Below are 16273 nucleotides of genomic sequence, written 5' to 3' on the forward strand. Positions count from 1 at the left end.
GCTGTAACCATTGCCGCTTATTCACCGAACTTCCGAATAGCCTTTGGCTATTGGGACAGATGATTATGCGCTCTTACAACTCTGTGTTTTTGGTGGTGGTCGCAGCGACTGTGGCGGGAGCAACCTTGTTCACCGGCCCCAGCGAGGCGCAGGACTTTTCTCCGCCCAAAGAGCCCGTTTTGATTGAGCTCTTCACCAGCCAAGGGTGTTCTTCATGCCCGCCCGCTGACCGTTTGGCACAGCGCTTGGATAAAGAGGACGGCCTCGTAGTTATCTCGCGGCCTGTCACCTATTGGGACTACCTTGGTTGGAAGGACAATCTCGCGCTTGAGGCGAACACTCAGCTTCAGCGCGGTTACGCCAAGCGCGGCCTTACCGGATACAACGGCGTCTATACTCCGCAATCGGTCGTTGCAGGAGCGCAAGGCGAGGTGGGCTCACGCGAACGCGCTGTGCGCCGAATGATCGCGCGTGCTGCTTCAAATGTAGTGGCGGCGATCAGGGTGCGCGGTAACGAGGCCAAAGGTTTCGGGATCGGGCTCGCCGGAAAAACTGACCGGCCTGCGGAGCTGGTTCTGATAGGGGTTGATGCCCATGCTGAGATCGACATTGGCAGGGGCGAAAACCGCGGCCGGCGGATCGCCTACACCAATGTTTTGAAAGACGAGCGACGTTTGGCCAGTTGGCGCGGTGGTTCGGCAAGCCATGTGATCGAGCCCTCGGCTCTCAATATGCCGGGCGCAGATCGCTACGCTCTGGTTCTGCGCGAGACCGGCGCTGGACGCGTGCTTGCTTCAAGCTGGCTGAACTAGATCAGTTTCACAAGGGCGGCGAGCGCTGCTGCGCCGAGCACCACTCCAACGCATGCCCGCCACACAGGATCGCTGACTTTGCCAAAGGCGAGGCCGCCCGCCCAATTGCCCAAAAGGACCAGCGGGAAGAGCGCAAGACCGAGCACCACGATGCGCCATTCAAGCACACCTATGGCTGCGCCTGATCCAACTCCGGCCAGAGCGGCGATCCCAAAGATGCAAACCATCGAGGCCTTAGCGGTAATGCGCGGAATGTCGCGCCCCACATAATAAGGAACGACAGGCGGTCCCGGCATGGCCGCAAAGCCTGTTAGCACCCCCGATGTCAGCCCGACAAAACCAGTGGTCACAGCGCCCGGCTGCGCTGCGCTGCGTTTGGGCAGGAGGATCGCAAAAAATGCTGAAAGCGCGATCAGCGCGATCAAAAGCCGTGCCAAATTTGCGGGTGTCGCATCGAGCAGGATGAGCCCGGGAGCGGTGGCTACGACCACAAGAGCGGCAATGATGAACGCGCTTTTCTCAGCTTCGCGGAGGATCAGGCGGACCTCTGTGAGAGCCAAGAGACCCGCCATAATATTGATCGCCAGGACCGCTTCAACCGGGGTCAGTGCAAGGGCCAAAATCGGCACCAACAAGATGCCAAAGCCGAACCCGGTGAGCCCCCGGATAAACGCTGCGCCCAAAGTGGCCGCAACCGCGACCGCGATCTGAACCGCACTAAAACCAGCGAGGAACTCCACCTATTGACCAGCTTTGTAGATAATGAGGCCAAGGGTCACACAATGGAACGCAGCAATGGCCAAATTGCTAGCCACAACTGGATTGCCCAAGGTTCCCACCGTAAACGGGGTAATCACTTTGTAGACGATCTGAACCATCAAGAGCGCGGCCACCATGGCAGGGATTGGCTTTATCATCAGCCCCGCAGAGCCAATCAGGATCGCCAGATAGACCGCCAACAATATGCCCCGCGCTGATGTTTCCACACCGTAAGCGTCTATGACCCAGCCTGCTTTAGTGAAAAGGCCATAAGTCACTGGCACCAGCACGAACATGTTTAGCGCCAGTGACAGATAGATCATCAGCTTCACGCGAACAGTGCCCCTATACCGCCAAATCAGGCGCACTTGCCGCCTGCGTCAGCATCGCAATTGCCTCATCGAGCGGCAGGACCTTTTGATCCTTCTCGCCCAATGTACGGATCGCCACCGTGCCCTCTTCCTGTTCGCGCTTACCCACGATAAGCAGGTGCGGAACCTTGGCAAGGCTGTGCTCGCGGATCTTGTAATTGATCTTCTCATTGCGAAGGTCACTTGAAGCGCGAATGCCAGCCGCCTCCAGCTTCGCCAGCACATCGCTCGCATATCCATCAATGTCAGAGACAATCGGCGCGACCACTGCCTGCATCGGCGCAAGCCAAACGGGCAGGCGGCCGGTAAAGTGTTCAATCAGAATGCCAATAAAACGCTCATAAGAGCCAAAGATCGCGCGGTGGAGCATGACCGGGCGGTGTTTCTCACCATCCTCGCCAATATACGTCGCATCAAGGCGCTCGGGCAGAACACGGTCCGATTGGATCGTGCCCACTTGCCACGTGCGCCCAATCGCATCGGTGAGGTGCCATTCCAGCTTTGGCGCATAAAACGCGCCTTCGCCGGGAAGCTCTTCCCATTCGAGGCCATTGGCGGTGAGCGCATCGCGCAGTTCCTGCTCCGCCTTGTCCCAATCTGCATCCGAACCAAACCGTTGTTCGGGACGAAGGGCGAGCTTGATTTTGTACTCAAAGCCAAAGTCGCGGTAGACCTCATTAGCCAGCGTGATGAAGGCTTGGACCTCCTCGACAACCTGATCCTCGGTGCAGAAGATATGCGCATCGTCCTGAGTGAATTGGCGCACGCGCATGAGCCCGTGGAGCGCGCCATGCGGCTCATTACGGTGGCAACACCCCATCTCGCCCAGGCGGATTGGCAGATCGCGGTAGGAGGTGATGCCTTGCTTGAAAACCATGACGTGCGCGGGGCAGTTCATCGGCTTTAGCGCCATCCAATCCGCGTCTTTAGAGACGATGTCGCCCTCATCCTCGGTGTTGGGCACCTCGTCAGGGATGACGAACATGTTCTCGCGGTATTTGCCCCAGTGGCCCGACTGTTCCCATTGGCGCGCGTCCATCACCTGAGGGGTCTTGATCTCGCGGTAGCCAGAACCGTCCATCTTACGGCGCATATAGGCTTCAAGCTCTCGCCAGATACGGTAGCCTTTGGGATGCCAGAAGACGCTGCCATGCGCCTCTTCCTGAAGATGGAACAGGTCCATCTCGCGGCCAAGCTTGCGGTGATCGCGCTTGCCCGCTTCTTCGAGATTATGAAGGTGCTGCTTCAGCTGCTTCTTATTGAGCCATGCTGTGCCGTAAATGCGGGTTAACTGGGCATTCCTTTGATCGCCGCGCCAATACGCGCCAGCGGTCCGCATCAGCTTGAAGGCTTGCGGGTCGAGCTTGCCGGTACTCGCCAAGTGCGGGCCGCGGCACATATCGAGCCAGTCATCGCCCGACCAATAGACCGTCAGATCCTCGCCCCCATCCTCGTTGGCGGGCAGTTCTTTGGCCCATTCCGCCTTAAACGCTTCGCCGTCGGCTTCCCATTTGGCGATAAGGTCATCGCGCGACCACACTTCGCGCTTGAGCGGCTTGTCCGCCTTGATGATCTCGCGCATCTTCTCTTCGATCGCTGGCAGGTCTTCGAGACCGAATGGCTCACGGCTCGCCGGCGCCATCACGTCGTAATAGAAGCCATCGTCGGTCGCAGGGCCAAAGGTGATCTGCGTGCCGGGCCAAAGCGCCTGCACCGCTTCGGCGAGGATATGCGCAAAGTCATGGCGCACCAATTCCAGCGCGTCTGCCTCGTCTTTTGACGTAATGAGAGCAAGCTCGCTATCACCGTCAAAAGGACGGCCAATATCGCGCACCTCGCCGTTCACCCGCGCAGCGAGCGCCGCTTTCGCAAGGCCGGGGCCAATGGCAGCCGCCACATCGTAGGGCGTAGAGCCCGGTTCCATCTCGCGCACGGAGCCATCGGGAAGGCTGATCTTAAGCAGTTCGGTCATCGTACTAATCCGTCTTATTTGATGCGCGCCTTAGTGCATGAAGGCGCGCACCGGAAGAGCGGTGTTGGCTTGTTTAACCGATTTCAAGGAGGACACCGCGCCGCCCCAAACCGGGAAGCGATTTCGCGAGGCTCTAACCCAGCAACAACCGCCCCCGGCGAGCCGAGGTGCTAGTGGTTGTTGTTGGGGCCAGCAGTTTTGCCATGCGCTCCAGATGAGAGCCCTTGGTTCAGAAGTCACCTCTTTAGTTGATGAAACACGGCCGCAAACGGCAAATCTGTTTTCCATTTTGGAAAGCACACTTGACAAAACCGCGAATCAATGACAAGCATACTTTCCATATTTGAAAGGGCACTTTACCAATGACCACAGTTCACAAATCTCTCATTTGGGCGGCCATTATCATCGCAGCCGCCCTTTACTCCAATTACCTAGACCTCAGTTCAGGCGCGAGTTTTGGGATCACTATGGGAATGGTTGGCGCGGCCTACGGGTCGGTCCAGGGCAAGCGCGGCCGCTGCGCTAAGGTGTGCAGCTGATGACCACTCAAACCGCAAAATCATCAGGATTTTTGGGACGCGGCCCGGTGTTCTGGATCGGTATGACCTTTGTTACTTCGGGCGCAGTGATCGGGCTCATCCTGTCGGGTGCCATCCAAGGTAAAGGGACAGCTTTCCTGCTTATGATTGTCCCGCTCGCCTGTATGTCAGCCGCGTTCATCGCTATGCTCACCATGAACAAATCGGGCAGCGGCAATTGCGTCAACAAGGGGCAGGCCCAGCGCGTTTACATCAAACGGGTGGCGGTTTTCACATCGCTCTATCTGGCGGCGTTTGCTGTGCTCACCTTTATCGACGAGCTTGGCGATTTGCCTGATCCGGTGCGCATCGGCCTAGGCGTTTTGCCCGGCCTTGCGATCACCGGGTTTTTCTGGGCGATCGGGCGCTTGATTGTCGAGGAAACCGACGAATTCATTCGTATGCTCCTCATCCGCCAAACTCTGATTGCCTCCGCTCTCGCCATGAGCGCAGCATCTGTTTGGGGTATGCTTGAGAGCGCGGATCTCGTGCCTCATGTGGACGCATATTGGTACGCTATTATCTGGTTCGCAGGGCTGGCTGTGGGTGCGGTCGTCAACCGGATCACTTATGGTGCCTGGGGCACGGTATGATGGGGCGCGGGATATGAAGAACCGCCTCAAAGTGCTGCGTGCTGAGCGTGACTGGTCGCAGCAGGACCTCGCCGACCGCCTCGGCGTCTCGCGCCAGAGCGTCAATGCAATTGAGAAAGGCCGCTACGACCCCTCGCTGCCGCTCGCCTTTACGATTGCCGATGTGTTCGAGCTCACCATCGAAGAGATTTTCAGCCGAGATTGATGCGCTTCGCGCCAACGAAAAAGGGGCGGCACCCACGTGCTGCCCCCTTCTTTGGTTAAATTGAACGAGGTTTGCGTTTATGAAATCCCAGCTGGTAGCGGCTGCGCTGCGATTGCGGCCGCGCCATTGGGGCGGGTTTTGACAGGATCAAAATCTGATTTTTCTGCATCATCCCCGGATGGAGCTTTGGTCTTAGCTTCCAGCGAAGGTTTCCCGGCGCCATCATCAGCCACTTTGCGTTTATCGAACATGCGCTTTGCCAGATAACCGCCCGCGCCCAGCACAATCATGCCCGGGATGCTCAGACGGCTTAGGATAAAGGGAGCAGCGGCACCTACGATCGCACCTGCCGGGCTGTTCATTCCGGTCGTCTTTTTAACAACAGCGTTGCCGAGCGCGGCTCCTACAATCTTCTTTAGCATTTCGTGTCTCCTTTACCCCAGTTACAGGAGATCGCGGCGATTGGTTCCAAAAAGTGCAGCAAAACTGCGACCCGGTCAGCTCGCTGTGTCGCTGCGAGGCTTTACCATTTCCTTGTGCGTTTCCACAATCTGGGTCGAGCGCGTCTTGGTGCTCGCAGTAAAGCGCCATTCGCTCGTCGCCTCCTCCGGCGTCAGCTCCACCACCATATAACCGCGCTGCGATGTGTCGGCCCAGGTTAGCTCCTCATTGGCGTTCACCAATGCGCCCGCGAGCAGGGTTGGCGGGAGCGCAGAGAGATAGCTTTCAAAACCGGGTGAGCTGACGGAGGACGTCGCAAATTCGGCGCCCACCGGCTCGCCTTCATGATTGAGGTCAAAGGCCCAAGCATTGTGGGTATCTCCAGCCAGTACGACGAGGTTGGCATTGGCCTCGCGCGCGCCTTTCAATACGCGGTCGCGCGCGGCAGGATAGCCGTCCCAAGCATCCATATTGAGCGGCAGGCCCACTTCGGCTGCAAAGCTAGCAGCGGTCAGGCGAGCCCGCGCAAATTCAGGAACATTGTCACCCAGAAGCTTGCTCACGCCTTGGGGAGCGGAAAGTTTCCCGATGAGGACCTGTTGGACCAGCACTTGCCATGTGGCCCCGCGCGCCCTTGAGCTTGCGAGCCCGTCGATCAGCCATTTCTCCTGGGGTTCTCCCAAAAGTTGACGTTTCTGATCTGACCATGCGCCATCGCGAAGCGCAGTGTAAATCTGACGGATTTCCTTGGGGCTTTGCGCATCACGGATCATGCCGACAAGGTCAAATTGCTCCTCGCGGCCCTCGAGGCGGGTGTCGATGCGAAAGAGTGTCGCCAGATCGCCGACATCGTAGGCAGCATAGGGTTCATCTGAGACGGGCATCCATTCGCGGTAGACTTGCTTGGCAATTTCTTTGCGGGTTTCCCAATCGCCTTCGGTGTCGCTCTGGTGGTTCTGCGCGCCGTCTTTCCACGAGATCATTGGTGCTTTCATGGTCGTCCCACACCGCGATCATGGGCAGGACCTGGTGGAGACGCTGAAGATCGGGGTCCGCGCGGTAGGAGGCATATCGTAGGCGGTAGTCAGCTAGCGCGACGATTTCGCCGCCAGGTGCAACGCTGCGATCAGGGTGGCGCTCGTCTTCGCTAGGGTAAGTGTCGCCGCCATATTCGTAGATGTAATCACCAAGGTGCACCGCGAGATCGACATCGTTCGCCTCGGCGGCGTGCGCATAGGCGTTGAAATAGCCAAAGCCGAAGTTCGCACATGAGAAGACCGCCATGCGGAATTTGGCAGTTGGGCCAAGCGGTAAAGTTCGCGTGCGGCCAACCGGAGAGGCTGTGCCTGAAGGGGCAAGGAAGCGGTAGAAATACCAGCTATCGGGTCTCAGGCCCGTTGCCGCGGCTTTGGCGCAAAAATCGCGCGCCGGTGAGGCTGTGACTTCGCCTTGTGCGGCGAGGTCGGTGAAATCGGCATCCGCGCTCACCTGCCATTTGAGCGTCGTCGTCGCGGCAGCGACATAGCGGGTCCACAATAGCACGCCCGAGCTTTGCGGCTCACCGCTCGCGACGCTGTGGGTGAAGCCTTTGCCGTGGCTGGTCGCAGCAGACGGCGCAGCAGCCACGGCGGCTGTGGCTCCTGCCAGTGCAAAGACGCCGCGCCGAGTAACTTTGGAGGCGGGTGCGGGGGTTACGGTTGGCGTTGTTGTCTTTGTCATATCGACTCTCTTGGCTGTTCGTGCGTCCGGTACACTCTGGCAGCTTTGCGCCAACACTTGCACTAATTGCGCTCTTGTGGGCAAGAAATACGCCATGAGCGACACACGTTTTCACGAAATGCCCGACGGACGCCGGATTGCGTTTCGGTACACCGCCGGATCGGGCCCCACCCTCGTTTTCTTGCCGGGCTATATGTCCGATATGGCTGGAGGCAAAGCGACAGCAATCTTCGACGAAGCCAAAGCCAAGGGGCGCGCATGCCTTTTGCTCGATTATTCGGGATGCGGGGAAAGTTCGGGCGATTTTGCCGATGGCACTTTGTCGCGGTGGTGCGAAGAGGTTCTGGCATTGATTGGCGCCTATGTTGAAGGACCGGTTCTGGTCACAGGGTCTTCAATGGGCGGCTGGCTGATGCTGCTTGTGGGCGGAGCATTGTCTGTATCTGAAGACAATCGGCTGGCCGGGATTATCGGCATTGCCTCCGCGCCCGATTTCACCGTGTGGGGTTATAGCGCCAATAAACGCGAGAGGCTCTTTGCAGGCGAAGTGGTGCTTGAAGAAAACCCTTACGGCCCAGAGCCCACGCCAACCCATCCGGCATTTTTCGCAGATGCCCAGGATCACTTGCAATTGATCGACGAAATCCCGCTCGATACTCCCATCCGCCTGATCCACGGGCAGCGTGATGACGACGTGCCTTGGGCGATCAGTATCAAGCTCGCAGCCGCGCTTCGTTCGGATGATGTACAGGTGACACTGGTAAAGGACGGCGACCACCGCCTGTCGCGCGATAGCGATATTTCGCAGCTTTTGGGACTGGTGGATAGCTTTTACTGACGGAAAGACTTCTTCTTGACCCTTATCTCCTCGCTCCTTTTTATCGCCCTGCAAGTGGGCCCCAACCCCCATATTGGTAACACAGTTGGCGCGCCCGATGAGCTGCGCAATCGCCCGCCGCGCCCGCGAGAGGAAATGTCCCTTGAGCAAGATCCCGACGCCCAGTGGCTCGCGCAGTGTCTTGCCATGCTCCCTGAAGATGCCGCACGCGCGCACACCCTGTCGCAGGTTCGCCGCAACGAGACCTCGGGGCGAGCACGCATTCTTGCAAACCACTGCTTGGGGCTGGCCGCGACCGAACTGGAACTTTGGGATGATGCGATTGGTGCATTTAGCGCTGCACGTGACGAAACACCGTCTGATGAAATGCGCGCAAAGGCCCGGTTTGGCGCGATGGCGGGAAATGCCGCTTTGGCCGCGCAGGACCTTGAGCGGTCGCGCGCAATTTTCACGCAAGCAAAAGCGGATGCACAAAGCTCTGCATCTGCGCCCATGCAGGCTGTGATTGCGCGTGATCTGTCTCACGTCCTGGTGGCGCTTGGAATGCTGGAGGACGCCCTCAACGAACTGGAATCTGCGAGCGAGCTGCTACCGGAAGAAGCGGACACATGGCTTTTGAAAGCGACGCTCTTGCGGAGATTGGAGCGGTTGGACCAGGCACAGACAGCGATTGAAACGGCAGGCGGGCTTGCACCGACATCTGCGCCGGTCGGACTTGAGGCGGGGGTGATCGCAGTTCTCGCAGGGCGAGATGAGGCAGCGCGGGAAAGTTGGCAATCGGTGATTGACCTGGCACCCGGCAGTCCGCAGGCCTTGACGGCGCAAGAGTATCTTGGTCAGCTTGGTCCCGCATCTCAGCCGCCTCAGGAGTGACCGTGACCCAATTTTCTGTTCTCGACCTTGTCCCGGTGCGTCAGGGTGGGAGCGTCGCCGAGGCTTTAAAGACCGCTGCTGAGCTCGCCGCTCATGCTGAGAAAATTGGATGCAAGCGCTTTTGGGTGGCCGAACATCACACGATGGAGGGGATCGCAGGAGGCGCGACTTCGGTTGTGCTCGCCCACATCGGCAATGCGACAAGCACCATTCGTATCGGGTCGGGCGGGATCATGCTGCCCAATCACACTCCGTTTCAGATCGCAGAACAATTCGGCACACTGGATGCGCTTTTTCCAGGACGCATTGACCTGGGGCTGGGCCGGGCACCGGGCGCAGGGCCGCAGCTGAGCCGCGCGCTTCGTAAAGATCTGCACAAAGCTTCTGAATATTTTCCGCAAGATGTGTTGGAACTGCGCGCCTTGATGACGGGTGATGTGGACCTGCCAATCACAGCCACACCGGGCCTCGGTTCTAATGTCGAGTTCTGGATGCTGGGCTCGAGCCTTTTTGGCGCGCAACTGGCTGCGAAACTCGGCATGCCTTATGCCTTTGCTGCGCACTTTGCGCCTGACCACCTTGACAGCGCGCTCGAAGTCTACCGCCGCGAATATCAGCCTTCCGAGGCGTTTGAAAAACCGCACGTCATGGTCGCGATGAATGTGTTTGCTGCGGACACCGAGAAGCAAGCCCAGCTTCTTGCCTCAAGCCAGCAGCAAAGCTTCGCCGCGCTGCGTAGTGGAACGCCCGGAAAGCTTCCACCCCCATCGCCGACTACACCTCGACACTTCCCGCCCCAACACGCGCAATGCTCGACCATTTGGGCCAAGCAGCGGCAGTGGGTACGCCTGAAAAAGTGCGTGATGACATCGAGCGTTTCGTCAAACGCACGGGCGCTGATGAGATCATCTTGTGCGGCGCGACCTTTGATCCGGCCGCGCGCCTGCGCTCGCTCGAACTCACCCTTGAGGCCTGTCAGTCAGTGCCCGCATAAGGACTAATCGTGCTTGCAAGTGCACCCTATGGGCCTGTACTGCTTGGCACGATAAGAACGCGCTGGCACAATAAAATTACATGACCTGGAATGGCATGACATGAGGGGCGCCGGCTTTGGTGATCTCAGGAGAGGAGCTCTCAGGCGATGAGTGCTAATGATAAGTCCCTTCTAAAGGCGCTGGTAAAGCACCTTTCTGCATCCAATTTGCCGGGGGAAGCCCCCTTGGAGAAGGCTGCTGCCGAAAGCGCCGCCTCATTCCTTTTGGAAGCAGCCGCCAAGCGCACGCCTGCCCGAAGCGCGATTGCCCACCAGTCCGACACAAGCGAGCGGCGCCTACGGATCGCCATCATCAATGATGACATGCCGTTTCTGGTCGCTTCAGTGGCGGCAACTGTGACGGCAGCTGGGCTCAGCATAGAGCAATTGCTTCACCCGATTGTGCCTGTCACGAGGGATGCCTCTGGCGCGCTGACTGGCCTTGGCTCTGCTGGCGAAAAGAGCGCACGCGAATCCTTCATCTACATTGAGACGCCACGGGTGGATGCAAAGCAGCGGCGCGAATTGCTTGCCGCCTTGCGCGCCACTTTGGGCGATGTGCGCGCTGCGGTGAGCGACTGGCCGGATATGCAAGCGGCCATGACCAGTGATGCGGAAGCGATTGGCGAGAGTGAGGGCGCAGAGCTCCTCAAATGGCTCAACGGCGGGATGCTCACCCAGCTGGGCGCACTGAAACGCAGCCGCAATGGCGAGGTGAGCGGTGCCCTTGGCATTTGCCGGAAGAGCGCAAAAACCATCCTTGCAGATGCCACTTATGAAGGCGCATTTGCTTGGTTCGAAAAGGAGGGGGCTCACGATAGGCTGCTCGCGGTCAAAGCCAATCAGCATTCCAATGTGCACCGGCGCGTGCCGCTTGATGTGTTCCTCGTGCCCATCCGCGAAGGCAACAAAGTCACCGCGCTTCATATTCATGCAGGCGTGTGGACAAGCGCAGGGCTGCTCGCAGCGCCAGCGCAAGTTCCCGTTATGCGCAAGGCGCTTGGCGATATGACGCAAAGCCTCGCATTTGATCCCAAGGGGCATGCGGGCAAAGCGCTCGCCCACGCATTCAGCGCGCTTCCAAGCGACGTGTTAATCGGGTTTGCGCACAAGGATATCGTTTCGCTTGCAACCGCGATGATGGGTTTGGTGGATCGCCCGCGTCCGCGCATCATTTTGGTGCAATCGCCGCTTGGCCGCCATGTTTTCGCCTTCGTTTGGCTGCCGCGCGACTACCTCTCGACCCAGATCCGCCAACAAATCCAAGCGCTGCTGACAGGTGCGACCGGTCTCGATTTGCTCAGTTGGAATTTGGAAGTGGATGGCGGCTCGCTTGCGATGCTTCAATTCCTGCTGGATTCGCGCACTGTTGCGAACATGCCCGATGCGGCCGCGATTGAAGAGCAGCTGGTGGATCTCCTCAAGGGCTGGCCCGAGGCGGTTGAAACACAGCTTGCCAAAATTGACAACAGCACCCGTGTGCCTGCCATTGCGCAGCGCTATGCGGAGAGTTTTCCGCCCGGTTATCGCCTGCGCTATGGGCCCGCTGAGGCCGCGCTCGATATAGCGCAAATTCATACGCTTAGCGGCGGTGATACCCCGGATGCGCGCGCCTGCCGTCTGTATAGGCTGAACAATGACACACGCGGTGATTTGCGGCTGAAAATCTATCATCTCACAGGCAGGGTGGCCCTGTCTGATGCGGTTCCGGTGCTTGAAAACTTCGGCTTTCGTGTGCTGTCAGAAGTTCCAACCAGATTGGACGATGGCGCGCTAGGGACCATTCACGAATTCACGCTTGTATTGCCTCAAGGGACCGGCGCTGACGCGCTTTTGGGCCGTGCCCAGCAGATCGAGACCGCGATAGCAGAGGTGCTTAATGGCGCGTCTGAAAACGATCCATTCAACAGGCTTGTAGTCTCAAACGGGCTTGGAGCGCGGGAGACCGTGTGGCTGCGCGCGATCTATCGCTATTTGCGCCAGACGGGGGTCAATTTCACGATCTATCCGGTGGTCGATGCATTGGAGCGCGCGCGCGATGTGACAGCGGCGATGATAGACCTGTTTGCCGCTCGCCATGACCCGGACTTTAAAGGGGGGCGCAAGGCTGCGATCGAAGCGGCAATTGCCGCTTTTGGCAAGGGCCTCGCTAAGGTTTCGGCGATCAATGATGACCGGCTCCTCAGGCTGTATCGCGCGGTGATTGATGCGGTTTTGCGCACCAACGCCTTTGCACCGGCCGCAGAAGAAGCGCTCGCGTTCAAGATCGATTCTAGCCTTGTTCCCGGCCTGCCCAAACCTGTGCCGTGGCGAGAGATTTTTGTGTATTCGCGCAGGGTTGAGGGCATTCACCTGCGTTCTGGGGCCGTCGCACGCGGCGGGCTTCGTTGGTCCGACAGGCGCGATGATTTCCGTACCGAAGTTTTGGGCTTGATGAAAGCGCAAAAGGTCAAGAACGCGGTGATCGTGCCCAGCGGTGCGAAAGGCGGTTTTTATCCCAAACAGCTCCCATCACCAGCCGTAGACCGCGACGCATGGGCGGCAGAGGGCCGCGCGAGCTACAAAGTCTTTATCCGCACGCTTCTGTCGGTCACCGACAACATCGTCGATGGCAAAGTGGTGCACCCGGACGCCGTGCGCGTCCATGACGGCGCGGACCCCTATTTCGTGGTCGCCGCCGACAAAGGCACTGCGACATTCTCCGACGTCGCCAACGGTATCGCGCAGGACGCAGGCTTTTGGCTCGACGACGCTTTCGCGAGCGGCGGCTCTAACGGATACGATCACAAAGCCATGGGCATCACTGCCAAAGGCGCATGGGTCAGCGTTCAGCGCCACTTCCTCGAAATGGGCGTGGATGTTCAAAATGACCCTGTGCGCGTGGCGGGATGCGGCGATATGTCGGGTGATGTGTTTGGCAATGGGATGCTATTGTCCAAAGCGATTAAGCTCGTTGCAGCCTTCGACCACCGCCACATTTTTATTGACCCTGATCCCGATCCCGCCGCGAGCTGGAAAGAGCGCAAACGCATGTTCGAACTCCCCCGCTCAAGCTGGGAGGATTACAATGCGGACCTCATTTCCAAAGGCGGCGGCGTCTATTCGCGCATCGCCAAAAGCATCAAGCTTTCCAAGAAAGCGCAAACCATGCTGGGCCTTGAAGAGAGAGAAATCGGGCCGGACGAGCTGATCTCTGCGATCCTCAAAGCGCAAGTTGACCTTCTATGGTTCGGCGGCATCGGCACTTATATCAAAGCGGAAAACGAGAACCATATCGAGGTGGGCGACCCCTCCAACGACGCGCTGCGGGTGGATGCCCGCGAAGTTGGCGCAAAGGTTATTGGCGAAGGCGCAAACCTAGGCATCACGCAGGCCGGGCGCATCGCCTTTTCGCTCAAAGGAGGCCGGATAAACACCGATTTCATCGACAATTCGGCAGGCGTCGATTGCTCGGACAATGAGGTGAATATCAAGATCGCGCTTGCCTCTGCCACCCGCGATGGTTCGCTCACCAAGGCCAAGCGCAACGCCCTGCTCGCCAAGATGACGCAAGAAGTGGGCGATATCGTGCTTGAGGACAACCGGCTACAAGCGCTCGCTCTATCCATTGCTGAAGCAGGCGGTGCAGCGGCCAATGCCTCGTATATTCGCCTGATCGAGCAGTTGGAAGAGATGGACGCGCTTGATCGGCGCACTGAAGGATTGGCTGATAGCGAGACCTATATGCGCCGCGCGGCAGAGGGCGAAGGCCTCACCCGGCCTGAACTTGCGGTGATCCTTTCCTCAACCAAACTTGCGCTCCAAGATGCGATCGAGGCAAGCAGGCTGCCCGATGATCCGGTGCTGGAAAGCAATCTTATCGCGATGTTCCCCGAGCCGATGCGGAGCAAATATCTGCCACAGATTCGCGGCCACCAATTGCGCCGCGAGTTGGTGGCGACAGACCTTGCCAACCGGATCGTCAACCGGCTCGGCCTGATCCACGCCTTCGAGCTTCCCGAAGAAGAAGGTGTGGCTTTGAGCGATGTTGCCGCTGCTTTCGTAGTGGTCGAGCGCCTGTTCGGGCTCAAGATTTTGTGGGCTGATATTGACGCGGCGACCATGCCGGAGCCTGCGCGCATCGCTCTTTTGGACCGGCTGGCGGCTGCTGTCGGCAATCTCATGTCCGATGTGCTTCGCACGACCGGAGGCCGGGTTGAGGCAGGCCCGATGGTGCAGGAACTTTCGAACGGAGTGGCCACCCTACGCGAAGGACGCGAGGCTTTGTTGTCAGGAGAAGCGCGCGAGCGGTCGAGTGTATTGCGCAGCGACTTTATCGCCAAAGGTGCACCGCCTGCTCTTGCGGGCCGTGTGGCTGACCTGTTCGACTTCGATGGTTCAGTGGCTCTTGCAGGGCTTGCCCTAAAGACAGGGATTGATCCTGCCAAGCTCACCTCAGCCTTTGGCGATATCGGGGAGCGCATTGGAATTGACTGGGCGCAAGGCGTGGCGGCCCATATGTCTCCTTCCGATGTATGGGAGCGGCTGCTTGTCGATGGACTTGCGCGCGATTTTCAGCACATGCGGATCGAATTCTTGCGCAGGCTTACCCGCCGCAAATCGGGCAAGGATGACCCCGCTGGCGCCATTGCCAAATGGGCTGATACGAATGCTCCAGCGATTGCACAATTTCGCTCGATGATAGCGCGTGCGCAAAGTTCACCGCCCGTTGCTCCTGCTGCTTTGGCGCAAATCGCGGCCCAAGCACGCAATCTTCTGGAGCGGTAAACTGGTCGCTTCTCGCTTGACGAAAGCGCACTTTTTGGGTGAACGCGATTGCTTATGAGTGACACGGGACATTCTTCGGCGTCCGCAGACGTTGTGATCGTCGGCACTGGCCACGGCGGTGCTCAGGCAGCTATTGCGCTGCGACAACAGGGCCATGAAGGCTCAATTCTTATGATCGGGCGCGAGGCCAACCCGCCTTATGAGCGCCCGCCCCTGTCCAAAGAATATTTGGCCGGCGACAAAACATTTGAGCGGATCATGATCCGGCCTGAGAAGTTTTGGGCGGACAAAGGCGTCGAGCTGCGCCTTGGCAGCGGTGCCGCTTCGATCGACTGGATGCGCCATTCTCTGACCCTCTCGGATGGCTCTGAAATCGGCTACCGCCAGCTTATCTGGTCGGGCGGAGCAGACCCCCGGCGACTGGGCATTCCCGGCACCAATCTGAACGGCATTTTTTATGTGCGCGATAAGCGCGATGCGGACGGGATGATGGCGGCGCTCGAAGCGGGTGCAAAGCGCGCGGTTGTCATTGGCGGCGGCTACATCGGGCTCGAGGCAGCAGCTGTGTTGCGCAAGCTTGAATGCGATGTCACTGTGGTCGAAATGCAGAACCGCTTGCTCGCGCGGGTTGCTGGCAAGGCGATCTCTCAATTCTATGCAGACGAGCACACGCGCCAAGGCGTCGATATCCGCTTGGAGCAAGGTGTATCCGAGATCGTAGGCGAAGACGGCAAGGTGACCGGCGTGCTTCTGGACAATGGCGAGACCGTGCCTTGCGATATGGTGATCGTGGGGATTGGCATTGTGCCAGCGGTGGCGCCGCTAATCGCAGCAGGTGCAGCAGGTTCCAACGGGGTCGATGTGGACGTTTTTTGCCGCACCACCCTCGACGATATCTACGCCATTGGCGACTGCGCTGCTCACGCCAATCCCTATGCGGGAAGCGCGGTCATCCGATTGGAATCGGTTCAGAACGCAAATGATATGGCGAATACGGCCGCAAAAGCGATACTGGGCGAGAAAGTACCTTATCACGCGCTGCCGTGGTTTTGGTCGAACCAATATGATCTGAAGCTCCAAACCGCCGGGCTCAACATCGGCTATGATGCGACCGTGCTTCGCGGTGATCCGGAGACGCGCAAATTCACCGTGGTCTATCTCAAAGAAGGGCGCCCTATCGCTTTTGACTGTGTCGGCACGATGAAGGACTATGTACAAGGGCGGAAGCTTTTGGAGAGCGAGCCGGGCCGCATTGATCCGGCCATCCTTGCTGACACCGATGTCCCGATCAAAGAGATGATGTGAGCTAACT

14 protein-coding genes and 1 pseudogene are annotated in these 16273 nt (G+C 58.7%); 9 read left to right on the top strand and 6 right to left on the bottom strand.

Annotated elements, in window-relative coordinates; genetic code table 11:
- Window positions 1–65 precede the first annotated feature (65 nt).
- Window positions 66–812: a DUF1223 domain-containing protein gene (locus tag AC0V60_RS14395; RefSeq protein ID WP_486179120.1), complete on the top strand. Its 747-nt coding sequence runs from the start codon at window positions 66–68 to the stop codon at window positions 810–812.
- On the opposite strand, the gene AC0V60_RS14400 is transcribed toward AC0V60_RS14395, so the two are convergent.
- The 3 genes from AC0V60_RS14400 to thrS are packed head-to-tail and all read right to left on the bottom strand — an operon-like array spanning window position 809 to window position 3914.
- The gene (locus tag AC0V60_RS14400) at window positions 809–1552 is read right to left on the bottom strand and encodes a sulfite exporter TauE/SafE family protein (protein WP_486179121.1); all 744 of its coding nucleotides are present in this window, start codon (window positions 1550–1552) and stop codon (window positions 809–811) included. The genes AC0V60_RS14395 and AC0V60_RS14400 overlap by 4 nt on opposite strands.
- Window positions 1553–1894 carry a hypothetical protein gene (locus tag AC0V60_RS14405; protein ID WP_486179511.1) on the bottom strand — a complete coding sequence of 114 codons (342 nt, stop codon included), beginning with the start codon at window positions 1892–1894 and terminating at the stop codon, window positions 1553–1555.
- A gap of 22 nt (window positions 1895–1916) precedes the next feature.
- Window positions 1917–3914 (bottom strand): threonine--tRNA ligase, encoded by a 1998-nt coding sequence (gene thrS / locus AC0V60_RS14410; RefSeq protein ID WP_486179122.1) that lies wholly within the window; start codon window positions 3912–3914, stop codon window positions 1917–1919.
- A 362-nt stretch (window positions 3915–4276) separates the two neighbouring features.
- On the opposite strand from thrS, the gene AC0V60_RS14415 reads away from it, so the two are divergent.
- The 3 genes from AC0V60_RS14415 to AC0V60_RS14425 are packed head-to-tail and all read left to right on the top strand — an operon-like array spanning window position 4277 to window position 5290.
- Window positions 4277–4453, top strand: coding sequence for a hypothetical protein (locus AC0V60_RS14415; protein ID WP_486179123.1), 177 nt, complete (start codon window positions 4277–4279; stop codon window positions 4451–4453).
- Window positions 4453–5085 carry a hypothetical protein gene (locus AC0V60_RS14420; RefSeq protein ID WP_486179124.1) on the top strand — a complete coding sequence of 211 codons (633 nt, stop codon included), beginning with the start codon at window positions 4453–4455 and terminating at the stop codon, window positions 5083–5085. The genes AC0V60_RS14415 and AC0V60_RS14420 overlap by 1 nt, the downstream gene beginning before the upstream one ends.
- 13 nt (window positions 5086–5098) lie before the next feature.
- Complete coding sequence (locus AC0V60_RS14425; RefSeq protein ID WP_486179125.1) at window positions 5099–5290, top strand: helix-turn-helix transcriptional regulator; 192 nt, start codon at window positions 5099–5101, stop codon at window positions 5288–5290.
- Window positions 5291–5367: 77 nt separating this feature from the next.
- On the opposite strand, the gene AC0V60_RS14430 is transcribed toward AC0V60_RS14425, so the two are convergent.
- The 3 genes from AC0V60_RS14430 to AC0V60_RS14440 form a co-directional block, all read right to left on the bottom strand.
- A complete protein-coding gene (locus AC0V60_RS14430; RefSeq protein WP_486179126.1) occupies window positions 5368–5712 on the bottom strand; it encodes a hypothetical protein in 345 nt (114 codons plus the stop codon).
- Window positions 5713–5787: 75 nt separating this feature from the next.
- Window positions 5788–6714 carry an alkaline phosphatase D family protein gene (locus tag AC0V60_RS14435; protein WP_486179127.1) on the bottom strand — a complete coding sequence of 309 codons (927 nt, stop codon included), beginning with the start codon at window positions 6712–6714 and terminating at the stop codon, window positions 5788–5790.
- A complete protein-coding gene (locus AC0V60_RS14440; protein ID WP_486179128.1) occupies window positions 6599–7450 on the bottom strand; it encodes an alkaline phosphatase D family protein in 852 nt (283 codons plus the stop codon). The genes AC0V60_RS14435 and AC0V60_RS14440 overlap by 116 nt, the downstream gene beginning before the upstream one ends.
- Before the next feature lie 94 nt (window positions 7451–7544).
- On the opposite strand from AC0V60_RS14440, the gene AC0V60_RS14445 reads away from it, so the two are divergent.
- The 5 genes and pseudogenes from AC0V60_RS14445 to AC0V60_RS14465 all read left to right on the top strand — a co-directional run bounded on the left by AC0V60_RS14445 (window position 7545) and on the right by AC0V60_RS14465 (window position 16266).
- Window positions 7545–8288, top strand: a complete 744-nt coding sequence (locus AC0V60_RS14445) for an alpha/beta fold hydrolase (RefSeq protein WP_486179129.1) — start codon at window positions 7545–7547, stop codon at window positions 8286–8288.
- 15 nt (window positions 8289–8303) lie between these two features.
- Complete coding sequence (locus AC0V60_RS14450) at window positions 8304–9161, top strand: tetratricopeptide repeat protein (RefSeq protein WP_486179130.1); 858 nt, start codon at window positions 8304–8306, stop codon at window positions 9159–9161.
- Window positions 9162–9163: 2 nt separating this feature from the next.
- A pseudogene (locus AC0V60_RS14455) lies at window positions 9164–10155 on the top strand (LLM class flavin-dependent oxidoreductase).
- A 147-nt stretch (window positions 10156–10302) separates the two neighbouring features.
- Window positions 10303–14961 carry an NAD-glutamate dehydrogenase domain-containing protein gene (locus tag AC0V60_RS14460; protein WP_486179131.1) on the top strand — a complete coding sequence of 1553 codons (4659 nt, stop codon included), beginning with the start codon at window positions 10303–10305 and terminating at the stop codon, window positions 14959–14961.
- Between the two features lie 54 nt (window positions 14962–15015).
- A complete protein-coding gene (locus AC0V60_RS14465; protein WP_486179132.1) occupies window positions 15016–16266 on the top strand; it encodes an NAD(P)/FAD-dependent oxidoreductase in 1251 nt (416 codons plus the stop codon).
- Window positions 16267–16273: the final 7 nt, after the last annotated feature.

Source organism: Erythrobacter sp. S259 (assembly GCF_057364965.1).